The sequence below is a fragment of the Pseudomonas sp. AOB-7 genome, from assembly GCF_003696305.1.
In the GTDB taxonomy this organism is placed as follows: domain Bacteria; phylum Pseudomonadota; class Gammaproteobacteria; order Pseudomonadales; family Pseudomonadaceae; genus Aquipseudomonas.
In genome coordinates this window covers 19,648-36,618 of record NZ_RFFK01000018.1, presented here as the reverse complement: position 1 = coordinate 36,618, position 16,971 = coordinate 19,648, and the positions used below count along the sequence as shown (strand labels likewise).

Sequence of the window (16,971 nt, the reverse complement as noted above, 5' to 3'; positions counted from 1 at the left end):
GCACTGCTGGGTACTGGTTTTTTGTACAGATACCAGGGTGCGCCCTGTCGCGCAACGGCGGCGGGACGGATGGGCGGCTCCCGCTCATCACTACTATGTCCATGATCGATAAGAAATTTTCCGGGTATCGATGGCGTCGATGGTCGCTATCGAGACATGTCCCTTTTGCCAAATTGGGGCGTGCGTAACATGGGCCCCGTAGCCACTTTCCAGCCCCACCCAGGAGCCCGATCATGAAAAAGCAAATCCTCGCCAGCCTCGTTATTGCCAGCCTGTCCGCCGGTGCGTTCGCCCTGCCGCAGGTCTCCGTCGAGCAGTCCAACGCCCCGGCGGTTGCCGCTGACGGCGCCGACCGCGTAGGCACCAACCGCATCGCCGCCGATGGCGCCGACCGCGTAGGCGTCAACCGCATCGCCGCCGATGGCGCCGACCGCGTAGGCGTCAACCGCATCGCCGCCGATGGCGCCGACCGCGTAGGCGTCAACCGCATCGCCGCCGATGGCGCCGACCGCGTAGGCGTCAACCGCATCGCCGCCGATGGCGCCGACCGCGTAGGCGTCAACCGCATCGCCGCCGATGGCGCCGACCGCGTAGGCGTCAACCGCATCGCCGCCGATGGCGCCGACCGCGTAGGCGTCAACCGCATCGCCGCCGATGGCGCCGACCGCGTAGGCGTCAACCGCATCGCCGCCGATGGCGCCGACCGCGTAGGCGTCAACCGCATCGCCGCCGATGGCGCCGACCGCGTAGGCGTCAACCGCATCGCCGCCGATGGCGCCGACCGCGTAGGCGTCAACCGCATCGCCGCCGATGGCGCCGACCGCGTAGGCGTCAACCGCATCGCCGCCGATGGCGCCGACCGCGTAGGCGTCAACCGCATCGCCGCCGATGGCGCCGACCGCGTAGGCGTCAACCGCATCGCCGCCGATGGCGCCGACCGCGTAGGCGTCAACCGCATCGCCGCCGATGGCGCCGACCGCGTAGGCGTCAACCGCATCGCCGCCGATGGCGCCGACCGCGTAGGCGTCAACCGCATCGCCGCCGATGGCGCCGACCGCGTAGGCGTCAACCGCATCGCCGCCGATGGCGCCGACCGCGTAGGCGTCAACCGCATCGCCGCCGATGGCGCCGACCGCGTAGGCGTCAACCGCATCGCCGCCGATGGTGCCGACCGTGTAGGTATCAACCGTATCGCCGCCGATGGTGCCGACCGTGTAGGCGTCAACCGTATCGCCGCCGACGGTGCCGACCGCGTGGGTATCAACCGCATCGCCTGACCCGCCAACCCTTCTGGCGGGAGCAGTTCGATGCCGCACAGCAGCAGTTAATCAGGGCGCCCGCAATCGGCGCCCTGATGCTTTTCCGCTTTCTCCACGCAATCTCCACGTTCCCCCCATAAAGCCCCCACCTGCGCTGCCCAGACTCTGCCGTACCTTCACTCGCTACGGAGAGCCGCGCCATGAGCCGCACCCTGAGCTTCAAGCTGGGCGCCATCGCCCTGTTGATCCTGCTGTTGCTGATTCCCCTGCTGATGATCGACGGCCTGGTCGACGAACGTCAGAACCTGCGCCGCCAGGTGCTGCAGGACATCGCCCGCAGCTCCAGCTACCGCCAGCAGATCACCGGGCCGATCCTGGTGCTGCCCTACGTCAAGACCACCCACGAATGGAAGACCCACGACAAGACCGGCGAGCGTTACCAGCAGGAGCGCCAGCAGCGCGGGCGCCTGTATTTTCTGCCGGAGCGCTTCGTGCTCGACGGCCAGGTGAGCACCGAGCTGCGCGCGCGCGGCATCTACCAGGCGCGCCTGTACCGCAGCGATAGCCAGGTCAGCGGCCAGTTCCGCCTGCCGCCGCGCCTGGGGCTGGGCGACGAGCTGGGTTTCTACCGTTTCGACAAGCCCTTCCTTTCCGTCGGCATCAGCGATATCCGTGGCATCGGCAACGACCTGCAGCTGCGCCTCAACGGCCAGACCCTGGGCTTCGCCCCGGGCAGCGGCGACCCCAGTTTCGGCGCCGGCGTGCATGCGCCGCTGCCGGCGCTCGACGCGCAGGGCGGGCAGCTGCTGGAGTTCGCCTTCGACCTCAAGCTGCAGGGCACCGAGCAGCTTGCCGTGGTGCCGGTGGGGCGCGACAGCCGGGTCAGCCTGAGCTCCGACTGGCCGCACCCGAGCTTCGTCGGCGAGTACCTGCCGAGCCAGCGCGAGGTGAACGCGCAGGGCTTCAGCGCGCAGTGGCAGACCAGCTTCTTCGCCACCAACCTGGAGGAGGCGCTGGCCGACTGCGTGGGCCGCGAGCAGTGTCACGCGCTGCTCGGCCGCAACTTCGGGGTCAGCTTCGTCGACCCGGTGGACCAGTACCTGAAGACCGACCGCGCGATCAAATACGCGCTGCTGTTCATCGCCCTGACCTTCGCCGCCTTCTTCCTCTTCGAGGTGCTCAAGCGCCTGGCGGTGCACCCGGTGCAGTACGCCCTGGTGGGCCTGGCGCTGGCGCTGTTCTACCTGCTGCTCTTGTCGCTGTCCGAGCACCTGGCGTTCGCCCTGGCCTATGGCCTGTCCGCCAGCGCCTGCGTCGGCCTGATCGGCTTCTACGTCAGCTTCGTGCTGCACAGCTGGCGGCGCGGCCTGGGCTTTGGCGCCTTGCTGGCGGCGCTGTACGCCATGCTCTACGGCCTGCTCAGCGCCGAGGACCATGCCCTGCTGATGGGCTCGCTGCTGGTGTTCGGTGTACTCGCCAGCGTCATGGTGCTGACCCGCAAGCTGGACTGGTACGGCGTCGGCCGCACTGCTCCGCACGCCTGAATCCGATCGGCGCGGCGTGGGCCGCGCCCCTTCTCTGGAGCTGATCCCATGCGTCTGTTCATGCAGTTTTCCGCCTGCCTGGCCCTGGGCCTGGTGGTGGCGGTGATGATCCTCATCGGTCTGATGTTCGCCGGCTGGTTCGACCTGATCGACGGCCTGCTGCTGACCGGCAAGCCGCTCGCCCATGTGAGCCTGATGCTGTTGCCCGAGGGCTTCTGGAATGCCCTGACCGGCATACAGGACGCGGCGAACAACGGCACGCTGCGCTCCTTCCTCTCGCTCTGTGCGGCGCTGGGCCAGGTCAGCCTGCTGCTGGCGCTGGGCTTTATGCGCCTGTGGTATCGGCCATGAGCGGGCATATAGGTCTGCGCGAGGAGGCGCGTGCCGGGCATCTGTTGGCGCGGCGTATCGCCGGGTTGTTCGCGCAGGCGCGGCAGGGGCGATTGCGCGGCGAATCTGCACGGGGGCCCAGGGATTACGCAGGTCCTGGATTATTCCCCTGCGGGCCAGCGCAAGCGCGGTTTAGCGATAAAGCTGCTGTCCCGCCTGCGCGGGAATGACGGCTATTTCAGTGTTTCCTTAGACCAAAGTCGTCCCCGTTGATTTTAGGCCGCCGACGCTGGTGCAAGTGCCTGTTAGCTGGGGAAAGACAACTACGCTCGGAACTTCTCCAGGCGGCTAATACCAATGTCTATCTGTCGGTTTGCCGGGGCCTGCTGCTAGTTTGAAGCTGCATCAGAATAACAATAACCGGAGGCGTCTATGACTTCTGAAAAAGCAAATGCCGCGGCCTACTGGAAGGCCAATGTGCGGCTCATCACCTGGAGCCTGGTTGTCTGGGCGCTGGTTTCCTACGGCTTCGCCATGATTCTCCGACCCATGCTCGCGGGCATCATGATCGGCGGCGCTGACCTCGGATTCTGGTTCGCTCAGCAGGGCTCCATTCTCGTATTTATCGGCCTCATTTTTCACTACGCGTGGAGACTGAACAGACTCGATAAAGAATTCGGCGTCGAGGAGTAAGAGGTCATGAGCCAATTCGTCATCAACATGCTGTTCGTGGGTGCGTCCTTCGCGCTCTACATCGGTATCGCCATCTGGGCCCGCGCGGGCTCGACCAAGGAGTTCTACGTCGCCGGTGGCGGCGTGCACCCGGTCACCAACGGCATGGCCACCGCCGCCGACTGGATGTCGGCCGCGTCCTTCATCTCCATGGCCGGTCTGATCGCCGCCGGCGGTTACGCCAACTCCACCTTCCTCATGGGCTGGACCGGCGGCTACGTGCTGCTGGCCATGCTGCTGGCGCCCTACCTGCGCAAGTTCGGCAAGTTCACCGTGCCGGATTTCATCGGTGATCGCTTCTATAGCCGCGGCGCACGCCTGACGGCAGTGATCTGCCTGGTGATCATCTCGGTCACCTACGTGATCGGGCAGATGGCCGGTGCCGGTGTGGCCTTCTCGCGCTTCCTCGAAGTGAGCAACTCGACCGGCATCTGGATCGCCGCGGCCGTGGTGTTCGCCTATGCCGTATTCGGCGGCATGAAGGGCATCACCTACACCCAGGTGGCGCAGTACGTGGTGCTGATCATCGCCTACACCATCCCGGCGATCTTCATCTCCCTGCAGCTGACCGGCAACCCGATCCCGCCGCTGGGCCTGTTCGGCGACCACGTCGACTCCGGCGTGCCGCTGCTGCAGAAGCTCGACGAAGTGGTGCGTGAACTGGGCTTCGCCGCCTACACCGCCGATGTCGACAACAAGCTGAACATGGTGCTGTTCACCATGTCGCTGATGATCGGTACCGCCGGCCTGCCGCACGTGATCATCCGTTTCTTCACCGTGCCGAAGGTGGCCGACGCCCGTTGGTCCGCCGGCTGGACCCTGATCTTCATCGCCCTGCTGTACCTCACCGCGCCGGCCGTGGCCTCGATGGCGCGCCTGAACCTGGCGACCACCATTTATCCGGAAGGTGCTACTGCCCCGGCCCTGGCCTACGAAGAGCGTCCGGAATGGGTCAAGACCTGGGAGCAGACCGGTCTGATCGCCTGGCAGGACAAGAACGGCGACGGCCGCATCCAGATGTACAACGATGCCGCCCCGGCCTTCACCGCGACCGCTCAGGAGCGTGGCTGGAACGGCAACGAGCTGACCGTCAACAACGACATCCTGGTACTGGCCAACCCGGAGATCGCCAACCTGCCCGGCTGGGTGGTGGGGCTGATCGCGGCGGGCGCCATCGCCGCGGCACTGTCGACGGCGGCGGGGCTGTTGCTGGCGATTTCCTCGGCGATCAGTCATGACCTGATCAAGACCTTGATCAATCCGAAGATCAGCGAGAAGAACGAGATGCATGCGGCGCGGATCTCCATGGCTGCCGCGATTCTGCTGGCGACCTACCTGGGCCTGAATCCGCCAGGCTTCGCCGCGCAGGTGGTGGCGCTGGCCTTCGGTATCGCCGCGGCCACGCTGTTCCCGGTGCTGATGATGGGCATCTTCTCCAAGCGGGTGAACGACAAGGGCGCGATCTGCGGCATGGTCGCCGGTCTGGTGGTGACCCTGCTGTACATCTTCACCTACCTGGGCTGGTTCTTCATTCCGGAGACCAACATGCTGCCCAATACCCCGGACCAGTGGTTCATGGGTATCTCCCCGGCCTCCTTCGGTACCATCGGTGCGCTGATCAACTTCGGCGTGGCCTATGCCGTGGCGATGCTGACCACCGCTCCGCCGCAGGAAATCCAGGACCTGGTGGAAAGCGTGCGTACTCCGAAAGGTGCTGGTGGCGCGCTGAGCCACTGAGCATAATCCAGGCCTGAGGCCATCGGTCGATGGTTCAGGGTCTAACGGACGGGCCTCCAGTGGAGGCCCGTCTTATTTCAGGAACAGTCGAATGTTATGGACTTTGCTTGCCATCGTGGTGGCGGGGCTCGGCGCTGCCGGTATCGCCCTGCTGCTGCGAAAGCTGACGCGCAACAAACTGCCGAAGTGGATAGTGCCGCTGTTCGGCGGCCTGGGGATGCTGGGCTACCAGATCTTCTACGAGTATTCCTGGTTCGAGCATCAGCAGCAGCGCCAGCCGCAGGAGTCGGTGGTGGTGGCCAGCGAGGCCGGCCACGTGTTCTGGCGCCCCTGGAGCTACTTCGTGCCGATGATCACGGCCTTTACCGTGCTCGATAGCACGAGCGTGGTGAAGCGCGAGCTCGACGGCCGGGTGGTCGCCGAATTCATGCTCTACCGCTTCGAGAAGCAGCACATCGATCACGTCGCGCATCAGGCGCACCTGCTCAACTGCGACAGCGCCGAACTGCTGCCGCTGAACGCACAGCAGCAGCCGCAGCTCGATCAGCTCAAGCGCATCGCCAAGGACGATCCGCTCTACCTGCAGGTGTGCCGCTAGCGCCGTTTTGCGGTGAACGCGCACGGCGTACCATCCTGACCCATCGTCTCGCCCGGGCGCTTTTGCGCGCCCGATAGACCCAGATCAATATCCACGCCTGCCACCTGCATAGAATCGCCAGCCCCTGATTTTTCGAGCTTGCGGTCATGCCCCGTTTTCCCGAACTGCTGTCGCCGGCCGGCAGCCTGAAGAACATGCGCTATGCCTTCGCCTACGGCGCCGACGCGGTCTATGCCGGGCAGCCGCGCTACAGCCTGCGCGTGCGCAACAACGAGTTCGACCACGCCAACCTGGCCCTCGGCATTGCCGAAGCCCATGCCCAGGGCAAGCGCTTCTACGTGGTGGTCAATATCGCCCCGCACAACGCCAAGCTCAGGACCTTCCTCAAGGACCTGGAACCGGTGATCGCGATGGGCCCGGATGCGCTGATCATGTCCGACCCCGGGCTGATCATGCTGGTGCGCGAGCACTTCCCGCAGATGCCGATCCATCTGTCGGTGCAGGCCAATGCGGTGAACTGGGCCAGCGTGCGGTTCTGGCAGCAGCAGGGGCTGAGCCGGGTGATCCTGTCGCGTGAGCTGGCGCTGGAAGAGATCGAGGAAATCCGCAGCCAGGTGCCCGGCATGCAGCTGGAGGTGTTCGTCCACGGCGCGCTGTGCATGGCCTATTCCGGGCGCTGCCTGCTGTCGGGCTATATCAATCGCCGCGACCCCAACCAGGGCAGCTGCACCAATGCCTGTCGCTGGCAGTACCAGGCCACGCCTGCCGCCGAGAACGAGACGGGCGACATGGTGCGCCTGGTCGAGCCGACCCTGGGCCAGGGCACGCCAACCACCCAGGCATTCGTGCTGCAGGAGGCTGGGCGACCGGATGATGAAATGACCGCGTTCGAGGACGAGCACGGCACCTACATCATGAACTCCAAGGACCTGCGCGCGGTGCAGCACGTCGAGCGCCTGCTGCGCATGGGCGTGCATTCGCTGAAGATCGAGGGGCGCACCAAGAGTCATTTCTACGTGGCGCGCACCGCCCAGGCCTACCGTCAGGCCATCGACGACGCCCTCGCCGGACGGCCCTTCGACAGGGGCCTGATGCAGCGCCTGGAGTCACTGGCCAACCGCGGCTACACCGAGGGTTTCCTGCGCCGCCATGTGCACGACGAGTACCAGAACTATGAGCGCGGCAGCTCGCGCGCCGAGCGCCAGCAGTTCGTCGGTGAGCTGACCGGCGAACGTCGCGGCGCGCTGGCCGAGGTGCGGGTGAAGAATCGCTTCGCCCTCGGCGACTGGCTGGAGCTGATGACCCCGCAGGGCAATCGGCGTTTTTCCCTGGCGCAGTTGGAGAACCGCCAGGGCCAGGCGGTGGACGTGGCCCCGGGCGACGGGCATGTGCTCTATCTACCGCTGCCGGAGAATCTGTCGCTGGAATACGGCCTGCTGCTGCGCGATCTGTAGGGCTGCGTAGGGTGGATGACGCTTTACCCATCCACCAGGATTGTCGGCGGCTGCCCCGTGGTGGATAAAAAGAGCGTTATCCACCTTACGCCCGGATCGTCGGCGCAGGCTACAGCGAATAGGCGCGCTGGCGGCGCCGGCTGTTGAGCGCCTGGAGCAGCGCCGGCAGGCTGTCGAGGCCCTGCTGGCGGGCCTTGCTCAGCAGGATCAGGGCCAGCTCGGCGGTGACCAGGGCGTCGGCGCTGGCGTGGTGGCGCTGCTGCACCTGCAGGCCGAAATGCCGGGTCCAGTCGTCCAGCCCGGCGTGCGCCAGCTTGGCCTTGGGGCACAGCAGCGGGGCCAGTTCGGCGACGTCGAAGAAGGCATGCTGCAGGCGCTGGCCCAGGCTTTCCTTGAGCGCGCGGGCGAGCATGCGCTGGTCGAACTCGGCGTGGTAGGCCAGCAGCGGGCTGTCGCCGACGAACTCCATAAAGGCCAGCAGGGCCTCGGCCGGCTCCTCGCCGCGGGCGATCTCGCTGGGGGCGATACCGTGGATCAGGGTGCTGGCGCTGGCCTGGTGGCCGTCGCGCTGCAGGGTGCACTCGAACTGCTGGCTGAGGTCGATGGCGCCGTGCTCGATCACCACCGCGCCGATCGACAGCACCTGGTCGCGGCGCATATTCAGGCCGCTGGTCTCCAGGTCGAGGACGACGAAACGTTGCGCGTGCAGCGGCCGCTCGTCGAGCGCGGCCGGGGCCGCCAGCTCGCGGCGGCGCTCCAGCTGGCGCTGGGTCAGGGCCGGGCCGCGCCCGGTGAACCAAGTGAACTTGCTCATAGCTGATACCTCAGGGCCAGGCTGCTCTGCAGCCGCTGCGCCTGGCGGAAGGACTCGCGCAGGATGCGCCGGTCCAGGTGGTTGAGGCGGTCGGGGTCGACCCGGTTGGAGTAGGGCAGCTCGTCGCGCGCCTGCAGCTGGTGCTGCTGCATGCGGGTCTGCTGGATGAAGTGGTAGGCCTCCTCGAAGGCGGCGCCGTCCAGGGCCTCGATCACGCCCTTGGCCACCAGCGCGCGCAGGCGCTCCAGGGTGCCGACCGCGGCGACGTTGTGGGCCAGGGCGAGCAGGCGGGCGCCGTCGACGAAGGGGGTCAGGCCCTGCACCTTGAGGTCGAGGGTGTCCTTGTCGGCGCCGGAGCGGACCACCACGAAGTCGCGGAAACGGCCCACCGGCGGACGCTGGCGCAGCGCATTCTCGGCCATCATCTGCTGGAACAGGCTGTTGTTGCCGATACGCCCGAGCAGCTCCTCGCGCAGCTGCTCGCAACCCTCGTCCGGGCCCCAGATCGCCCGCAGGTCGAAGTAGATGGTCGAGCTCAGCAGGTTTTCCGGGGTGGCCTCCAGCACGAAGCCGGCGAAGCGCCGCGACCACTCCTGACGCGACAGGCACAGCTCCGGGTTGCTGGCCATGATGTTGCCCTTGCACAGGGTGAAGCCGCACTGCGCCAGGCGCTGGTTGATGGTGGCGGCCAGCGGCAGCAGGCGCCCGCGGATGGCGGCGGCCTCGGCGGCGTCGGCCGCCTCGAAGAGGATGCCGTTGTCCTGGTCGGTGTGCAGGGTCTGCTCGCGGCGGCCTTCGCTGCCGAAGCACAGCCAGGTGAAGGGTACGCCCGGGTCGCCCATTTCCTCGATCGTCAGCTCGATCACCCGGCACACGGTGTGGTCGTTGAGCAGGGTGACGATATGGGTGATCTGCGTCGAGCTGGCGCCGTGGGCCAGCATGCGGTCGACCAGCAGGCGGATGTCGCTGCGCAGCCCGGCCAGGGTCTCCACCTTGCCCGCGTGGCGGATGGTGCGCGCCAGGTGCACCAGGTCGACGCGCTGCAGGCTGAACAGGTCGCGCTCGGAAATCACCCCGCAGAGCCGCTCGTGTTCCACCAGGCAGACGTGGGCGATATGCCGCTCGGTCATGGCGATGGCGGCGTCGAAGGCGCTGGCGTCCGGCGCCAGGTGGAAGGGCCTGGGGGTCATCAGGTTGCTGATCGGCTGGGCCAGGTCGACGCCGTCGGCCACCACCCGGCGCAGGTCGCGCAGGGTGAAGATGCCCAGCGGCCGCTCGTTCGGGTCGACGATGACGATGCTGCCGACGTGCTGTTCGTGCATCAGCCGCACCGCCTCGCGCAGCGGCGTGACGGGGGCGCAGCCGATGGGTTGGCGCATGGCCAGTTCGCCCAGGCGGGTATCCAGCGAATACTGCGCGCCGAGGGTCTCCACCGCGCGCAGCTGCACCTGCTGGTTGACCTGGTCGAGCAGGCTGCTGACCCCGCGCAGGGCGAAGTCGCGCAGCGGGTTGGACACGGCGAACAGCTTGACGAAGGCGTGCTTGGCCAGCAGCAGGCAGAAGGTGTCCTCGGCGGCCAAGTGTTCGGTGCGGGTGGCGCGTTCGCCGATCAGCGCGGCCAGCGGGAAGCATTCGCCGGCGGTGATCTCGAAAGTGGTCTCGGTGCCGCGCCGCGCGCTGTGCGGGCGCTCGCCATGCACCCGGCCCTGCTTGACGATGTAGAAGTGCTCGACCGGGCCGTCGCTCGGCTTGATGATCGACTCGCCCTCGCCGTAGAAGCGCAGCTGGCAATGCTCGACCAGAAACGCCAGGTGGGCGGTGTCCATCTGGTTGAAGGGCGGAAACTTCTGCAGGAACTCCATGGTGCCGTGGATGTTCTGCAGCACCGCGGTCTTGCCCGCATCGGCCAGGGCGTCGGCCTTGCTCATGGGCTTGCGCCTCGCAGTTTCGAGATGCTGCCAGTGTGGCCGCGCGCGTGGGCCTTGGCCATTGCACCTAAGTAGGGGGAGGTCGCTCTTTTTTCTGTTTTTGTCATAAAAATGACGCCTGAAATACTGATATGTGATAAGGCGCAGGCATATGTCAAAATGCCATCTTTTCGCCGGCGGCTCGTCTTTCCGCATGTCGCGGCCGCCCGAACATATCTGGATGTAGTGCGTGAACCTGAGCAAAAGAAGAGGGCGCGTCGTGCCGTGTGGGGCGCGCCGCGCCACGCTGTTTGTCAACACCCTGCTGCTGAGTGCCTGCCTGCAGGCCCAGCCGCATTACGACGCCTTGCTCGAGCAGGCCCGTGCCGGGCATTACCAACCGGCGCTGAGCTTTCTGCGCGGGCAGGTGGGGGGCTGGGCCTCGCCTCGCTACCTATCCGATCACCTGCTGATCGCCGGCTGGGCGGGCGAGGATGCCGAGGTCGTCAGACTCTATGAGGGCTATGGCGCGCAGGTCGCCTTGCCTGCCGACGTGCTGACCGGCGTGGCTCGGGCCTATCGCAATCTGCGCCTGTGGCAGCCGGCGCTGGCGGTCTACGAACGGGGGCTGACGCGTTTCCCCGACCATCCGCCGATGGCGCTCGGTCAGGTGCTGGTCATGGCCGATGCCGGCCAGACGCAACAGGCGGTACGCCGCGGTCTGCGCCTGGTGCAGCAGGCGCCGCATGACGCCGAGCGCCGGCTGGCGCTGGGCTACGCCCACCTGCGCGACGGCCAGCCCCATGCCGCGCTGTTTCAGATCGACCGCGCCCGCGAGTTGGCGCCGCAGCGCAGCGATGTCGCCAGCGAGTACCTGACCGCTTTGCAGCGCGCCGGTCTGGCCGAGCAGGCGCTGGCGTTCGCCCTGGCTCACCCCGAGCTGCTCGACGCCGCTCGGCAGCGCCAGCTGCAGGCCGACGCGCTGGCCGCGCTGGTGCGCATGGCGGACATGGCGACGCGTGGCGAGGTCGAGCGCTTTCGTCTCGCCGACCAGGCCCTGGCCGATGCCGAACGCCTGCTCCAGGCCTGGGCCGAGCTGCCGCAGGCGCGCGCCGACAGTCTGCGGGTGCGTATCGATCGGCTCGGCGCCCTGCATGCGCGGGTACGCATGGCCGAGCTGCTGGAGCACTACCGGCAGTTGCAGGCCGAAGGCGTCGAGTTGCCGGGCTATGCCCTGCGCTGGGTCGCCTCCGCGCTGCTGTACCTGCGCGAGCCGGAGCAGGCGGCAGAGCTCTACCGGCGGGTGATCGCCGGGGAAAACGACAAGCACCCGCTCTGGCTGGCCGACCATCAAGGGCTGTTCTACGCGCTGGTGGAAAGCGAGCAGCTGGAGGAGGCCCATCGGCTCGCCACGCGGCTGGCGGCGCAGCAGCCGCCGCGGCTGTACCAGCCGGGCAACCCCGAGGCCGAGCCCAATGCGCGCTGGCTGGAGGCGCAGGTCATGCAGGCCAACGCCGAGCTGTACCTGAACGACACGCCGGCAGCCACCCAGGCATTCGCCCAGTTGGCCGGGAACGCGCCGAACAACAGTTCGTTGCGCACCTCGCTCGCCAGCCTGTACCAGGTCCGCGGCTGGCCGCGACGCGCCGAGGACGAGCTGAAGGTGGTGGAGAGCACGGCGCCGCGGCATCTGGGCCTGGAGGTGCAGCAGGGCCTGGGAGCGCTGCAGCTGCAGGAGTGGCGCCAGCTCGACCTGCTGACCGACGACGTGATCCGCCGCTATCCGGAAAACCTGCAGGCGCAGCGTCTGGACAAGCTGCGGCGGGTGCATCACATGGCCGAGTTGCGGATTACCGCCTACCGCGGCCTGGGCTCGGGCAGCAGCGTATCCGGCGGCCATGACCTGGGCATCGACAGCGTCCTCTACAGCGAGCCGCTGCACGACGACTGGCGCCTGTTCGGCGGTGCCGGTTATGCCAGCGCGGATTTCGAGGAAGGGCGCGGCCATCATCGCTGGCAGCGCGGCGGACTCGAGTGGCGGGTGCGCAACCAGCGCCTGGAGGCCGAGGTGTCCCGCCACGACTACGGCCACGGCGACAAGCTGGGCCTGCGCCTGAACGGCTGGTACGACATCGACGATCACTGGCAGTACGGCTGGTCGGCGCAGTCCTTGTCGAGCGAGACGCCGCTGCGGGCGCTGAACGCCGACATAAGCGCCGACAGCCTGAGCGGCTTCCTGCGCTGGCGTGCCGACGAGCGACGCGAATGGCGGGCCTCCCTGGCTGCCGCGCATTTCAGCGACGGCAACGACCGTCTGGGCCTGCTGCTGGCCGGCAGCGAGCGTCTGTACACCGCGCCGACCTGGCAGGCCGACCTGGGGCTGGAGTTCTCCGCTGCCCACAACAACGGCTCGGCCGACGTGCCCTACTTCAATCCTGCGGCCGAGTTCGGCGTGCTGCCCAGCCTGAGTCTTTCGCACAGCCTCTACCGGCGCTACCAGACCGCCTGGAGCCAGCAGCTGCAACTGGGCCTCGGTAGCAACAGCCAGCGCGACTACGGCAGCGCGGCGGTCGGCCTGATCGGCTACGGCCAGCGCCTGCGCCTGGATGACCGTTTCGATGGCGGTATCACCGTGTCGGCCCTGAGCCGCGAGTACGACGGCGACCGCGAGCGCGAAATGAGCGTGCTGCTCGATCTCAATTACCGCTTCTAAGGACCATCCCATGGCCTATTTCCCTCGTTGGCTGCTGCTCGGGCTGAGTGCCCTGCTGCTCGCCGCCTGCGCCGTCGAAGCGCCGCCCTTCACCCCGCCGCTGGAGCGCCCGCGGGCTGCCGCGGAGAGCCCCTGGCCGCAGGGGCGTGTCCTGGCACTGGCCTATCACGATGTCGAGGACGGCGAGGCCGACCAGCGCTTCATGTCGGTACGCACCGCCAATCTGATCGAGCAGCTGGCCTGGCTCAAGGCCAGCGGCTTCCAGGCCGTATCGGTGGATCAGCTGCTGGCTGCCCGGCAGGGCGGCCCGGCGCTGCCGGACAAGCCGCTGCTGCTCAGCTTCGACGACGGCTACGTCAGCTTCTACGAGCGCGTGCTGCCCATCCTTCGGGCCTATCAGTGGCCGGCGGTGCTGGCCCCGGTGGGCGTCTGGCTGGATACGCCGGCGGACCAGCCGGTGGATTTCGGCGGCGCACCGGTGGCGCGCGAGCGCTTCCTCAGCTGGCAGCAGATCGGCGAGATCGCCGCCAGCGGCCTGGTCGAGATCGCCGCGCATACCGACGCCCTGCACTATGGCGCGCAGGCCAATCCGCAGGGCAACCTGCAGCCGGCGGCGGCCACGCGCCTGTACGATCCGGCGCGCCGGCGTTACGAAAGCGATGCCGAGCATGACGCGCGCATCGCCCGCGATGTCGAACGCATCAGTGCCAAGATCCAGGCCGCCAGCGGCCGGGCGCCGCGGGTCTGGGTCTGGCCCTACGGGGAGGCCAGCGGCAGTGCCCTGCGCATCGTCGGCGACAACGGCTACGAGCTGGCCCTGACCCTGGAGAACGGCCTGGGCGACTTCGCCAACCTGCAGCAGGGCCCGCGCATGCTGCTCAGCGGCGACCCGGATACCAGCAACCTGGCCCTGGCGGTCAGCCGGGTCGAGGAGCAGAAGCTGATGCGCGTCGCCCATGTCGACCTGGATTATGTCTACGACCCCGACCCGCAGCAGATGGACGCCAACCTCGGCAAGCTGGTGCAGCGCATCGCCGACCTGCGCATCAGCACGGTGTTCCTGCAGGCCTATGCCGACCCCGAGGGCGACGGCCTGGTCAAATCGCTGTACTTCCCCAACCGCCACCTGCCGGTGCGTGCCGACCTGTTCAACCGCGTCGCCTGGCAGCTGCGCACCCGCGCCAAGGTCGAGGTGTTCGCCTGGATGCCGGTGCTCAGCTTCGACCTCGATCCCGCCCTGCCGCGGGTGCTGCGCTGGTCCGCCGATGCCGCGCCGCAGGTGGACGAGGCGCAGTACCGTCGCCTGTCGCCCTTCGATCCCGAGGTGCGCCGGCAGATCGGCGAGATCTACGAGGACCTGGCGCGTCACGCCAATTTCGCCGGCGTGCTGTATCACGACGATGCGCTGCTCTCGGATTTCGAGGACGCCAGCCCGGCGGCCCTGGCGGCCTATCGCGCTGCCGGTCTGCCCGGCGAGATCGCCCGGCTGCGCGCCGACGAGGACAGCCTGCAGCGCTGGACACGTTTCAAGAGCCGTTACCTGATCGACTTCACCACCGAGCTGACGGCCAAGGTTCGCGCCATTCGCGGCCCGCAGGTGAAGACCGCGCGCAACCTCTATGCGCAACCGGTCATCAACCCCTACAGCGAGACCTGGTTCGCGCAGAACCTCGACGATTTCCTCGCCAGCTACGACTGGACCGCGCCCATGGCCATGCCCCTGATGGAGGGCGTCGAGGCGCAGCAGGCCAATGCCTGGCTGGATCAGCTGGTGCAGCAGATCGCCAGGCGTCCGGGCGCGTTGCAGCGCACGGTGTTCGAGCTGCAGGCGCGCGACTGGCGTAGCGGCAGCCAGGGGCCGATCGACTCACAGCTGCTGGCCCAGTGGATGCGCCGCCTGCAATGGCAGGGCGTGCGCCACTTCGGTTACTACCCGGACGACTTCCATAGCGACCAGCCGCGTCTGCAGACGATTCGGCCGGCGCTCTCCAATGCCTGGTATCCCCTGCCATGATTGATCGCATCTACGCCCTGCTGATCCTGCTGCTGGTGCTCGGCGCCCCGGTCGGGGTGGCCCTGGCCCTGACCGGGGACGTGCTACTGGACTTCGTGTTCTTCTACCCGCTGTTCATGTCGGCACTGTGGATGGCTGGCGGCAGCTACTTCTGGCTGCACTGGGAGCGCCACTGGCCCTGGTCCGACAGCGGCGAGGTGCTGCCGCCGCCGCTGGCCGGCGAACCACTGGTGTCGATCCTGGTACCGTGCTTCAACGAGGGCGAGCACGCCCGGGAAACCATAGGGGCGGCCCTGGCGCAGCGCTACCCGGCCATCGAGGTGATCGCCATCAACGACGGCTCTCGCGACGACACCGCCGCGGTGCTCGATCGCCTGGCGGCCGCCGAGCCGCGCCTGCGCGTGCTGCACCTGGCGCAGAACCAGGGCAAGGCCGTGGCCCTGCGCATGGGCGCCCTGGCGGCGCGCAGCGAATACCTGGTGTGCATCGATGGCGACGCCCTGCTAGATCGGGACGCCGTGGCCTACCTGGTGGCGCCGCTGATCGACAACCCGCGGGTCGGCGCCGTCACCGGCAACCCGCGCATTCGTACCCGCTCGACGCTGGTCGGACGCATCCAGGTGGGCGAGTTCTCCTCCATCATCGGCCTGATCAAGCGGACCCAGCGGGTCTATGGCCGCGTCTTCACGGTGTCCGGGGTGATCGCCGCGTTCCGCCGCAGCGCGCTGAACCGCATCGATTACTGGAGCGCGGACATGATCACCGAGGACATCGACGTCAGCTGGAAGCTGCAGCTCGATCACTGGTCGATCTTCTACGAGCCGCGCGCGCTGTGCTGGATCCTTATGCCGGAAACCCTGCGCGGCCTGTGGAAGCAGCGCCTGCGCTGGGCGCAGGGCGGCGCCGAGGTGTTGTTGAAGAACATCGGCACCATCTGGGCCTGGCGCTTTCGCTACATGTGGCCGCTGCTGATCGAGTTCGCCTTGTCGGCGATCTGGGCCTTCACCTTCGCCCTGTCGATCCTGCTGTGGCTGGTCGGCCAGCTGGTCGAGCTGCCGGCCGAGTTGCAGGTCAGCAGCATCATGCCGCCGGCCTTTACCGGCCTGGTGCTGGCCTGCGTATGCCTGCTGCAGTTCAGCCTCAGCCTGTTCATCGAGCGACGCTACGAAACCGGGCTGGCGCGCGCGTTGTTCTGGATCATCTGGTATCCCCTGGCGTTCTGGATGATCACCCTGTTCACCACCCTGGTCAGCTTCCCCAAGGTCATGCTCAAGCGGCGTCAGCAACGGGCGCGCTGGGTCAGCCCGGATCGCGGGATCAATACCCTCAACGCAAGGAAGCCGTCATGAGTCTGTTGATTCGTAGCCAACAGAGCCGTTTGGGGCGCGCCGTCGATGTGCTGCTGACACTCTCTGCCTGGGCGGCGATGGCCTATCTGCTGGTGCAGGGCGTGGCCTCGCTGCTGGCCAGCGGCCGGCATGGACCGCGGCCGGCCCTGGTAGCGGAAATCATGCCGACGCTCGATACCCTGCTGATCTACCTGCTGGTGGCGCTGGGGCTCGGCACCATCCTGCTGGCCTGGGCCAAGTACAACGAACGCCGCGCCGGCTGGTACCAGCGCCGTTCGCGCATGCCGGACATCGCCGAGGAGACTCTGGCGGCCAATTTCCAGGTCTCCCTGGCGATCCTCGATTGCCTGCAACGTCAGCAGGTGCTGATTCTGCACAATGGCGAGGACGGTGCGCTGGCTGCCATCGAGTTCCCTGGTACCGCGCTGCGCCTGCCGGCCCTGGCCAGCGACGAGCTGCTCGAGTCGCTGCGCAGCGAAGAGGCGCCGAGCGCCGAGCCGCTGGCGGGCTGAGCGCAGCC

The 16,971-nt window shown here is 67.5% G+C and carries 12 protein-coding genes and 2 pseudogenes; 12 read left to right on the top strand and 2 right to left on the bottom strand.

All coding sequences use genetic code 11. The annotated features are described in order from the left end of the window. Positions 1-233 precede the first annotated feature (233 nt). The 8 genes and pseudogenes from EA796_RS23765 to yegQ form a co-directional block, all read left to right on the top strand. Positions 234-608: pseudogene (locus tag EA796_RS23765) on the top strand (phage infection protein); the annotation flags it as partial. Positions 609-824: 216 nt separating this feature from the next. Then, positions 825-1,037 (top strand): annotated as a pseudogene (locus EA796_RS23760) (phage infection protein); the annotation flags it as partial. A gap of 422 nt (positions 1,038-1,459) precedes the next feature. Beyond that, the gene (gene creD / locus EA796_RS21445; protein WP_122110093.1) at positions 1,460-2,803 is read left to right on the top strand and encodes a cell envelope integrity protein CreD; all 1,344 of its coding nucleotides are present in this window, start codon (positions 1,460-1,462) and stop codon (positions 2,801-2,803) included. Positions 2,804-2,851: 48 nt separating this feature from the next. Next, positions 2,852-3,154, top strand: coding sequence for a hypothetical protein (locus EA796_RS21440; RefSeq protein WP_122110092.1), 303 nt, complete (start codon positions 2,852-2,854; stop codon positions 3,152-3,154). A 411-nt stretch (positions 3,155-3,565) separates the two neighbouring features. Continuing rightward, positions 3,566-3,826 (top strand): DUF4212 domain-containing protein, encoded by a 261-nt coding sequence (locus EA796_RS21435; RefSeq protein WP_021442141.1) that lies wholly within the window; start codon positions 3,566-3,568, stop codon positions 3,824-3,826. 6 nt (positions 3,827-3,832) lie between these two features. Beyond that, positions 3,833-5,602: a sodium:solute symporter family protein gene (locus tag EA796_RS21430; protein ID WP_021442140.1), complete on the top strand. Its 1,770-nt coding sequence runs from the start codon at positions 3,833-3,835 to the stop codon at positions 5,600-5,602. Positions 5,603-5,693: 91 nt separating this feature from the next. After that, entirely contained in the window at positions 5,694-6,200 is a 507-nt protein-coding gene (locus EA796_RS21425) for a hypothetical protein (RefSeq protein ID WP_031302652.1), read from the top strand. Positions 6,201-6,346: 146 nt separating this feature from the next. Beyond that, positions 6,347-7,654 (top strand): tRNA 5-hydroxyuridine modification protein YegQ, encoded by a 1,308-nt coding sequence (gene yegQ / locus EA796_RS21420; protein ID WP_122110091.1) that lies wholly within the window; start codon positions 6,347-6,349, stop codon positions 7,652-7,654. Positions 7,655-7,763: 109 nt separating this feature from the next. Here the strand turns inward: yegQ and EA796_RS21415 are convergent, their stop codons facing one another. After that, positions 7,764-8,468, bottom strand: a complete 705-nt coding sequence (locus EA796_RS21415) for a PolC-type DNA polymerase III (RefSeq protein WP_122110090.1) — start codon at positions 8,466-8,468, stop codon at positions 7,764-7,766. After that, positions 8,465-10,396, bottom strand: coding sequence for a putative nucleotidyltransferase substrate binding domain-containing protein (locus EA796_RS21410; protein WP_122110089.1), 1,932 nt, complete (start codon positions 10,394-10,396; stop codon positions 8,465-8,467). The genes EA796_RS21415 and EA796_RS21410 overlap by 4 nt, the downstream gene beginning before the upstream one ends. Before the next feature lie 229 nt (positions 10,397-10,625). Between EA796_RS21410 and pgaA the strand changes: the two genes are divergently transcribed. Genes pgaA through pgaD form a run of 4 tightly spaced genes read left to right on the top strand, consistent with a single transcriptional unit; the run spans position 10,626 to position 16,963 of the window. Next, positions 10,626-13,088 (top strand): poly-beta-1,6 N-acetyl-D-glucosamine export porin PgaA, encoded by a 2,463-nt coding sequence (gene pgaA / locus EA796_RS21405; RefSeq protein WP_256679241.1) that lies wholly within the window; start codon positions 10,626-10,628, stop codon positions 13,086-13,088. A 10-nt stretch (positions 13,089-13,098) separates the two neighbouring features. Beyond that, complete coding sequence (pgaB, locus tag EA796_RS21400) at positions 13,099-15,102, top strand: poly-beta-1,6-N-acetyl-D-glucosamine N-deacetylase PgaB (RefSeq protein WP_122110087.1); 2,004 nt, start codon at positions 13,099-13,101, stop codon at positions 15,100-15,102. Further along, positions 15,099-16,451 (top strand): poly-beta-1,6-N-acetyl-D-glucosamine synthase, encoded by a 1,353-nt coding sequence (gene pgaC, locus EA796_RS21395; protein ID WP_122110086.1) that lies wholly within the window; start codon positions 15,099-15,101, stop codon positions 16,449-16,451. The genes pgaB and pgaC overlap by 4 nt, the downstream gene beginning before the upstream one ends. Further along, positions 16,448-16,963 carry a poly-beta-1,6-N-acetyl-D-glucosamine biosynthesis protein PgaD gene (gene pgaD, locus EA796_RS21390; protein WP_122110085.1) on the top strand — a complete coding sequence of 172 codons (516 nt, stop codon included), beginning with the start codon at positions 16,448-16,450 and terminating at the stop codon, positions 16,961-16,963. The genes pgaC and pgaD overlap by 4 nt, the downstream gene beginning before the upstream one ends. The last annotated feature ends 8 nt before the right edge of the window (positions 16,964-16,971 follow it).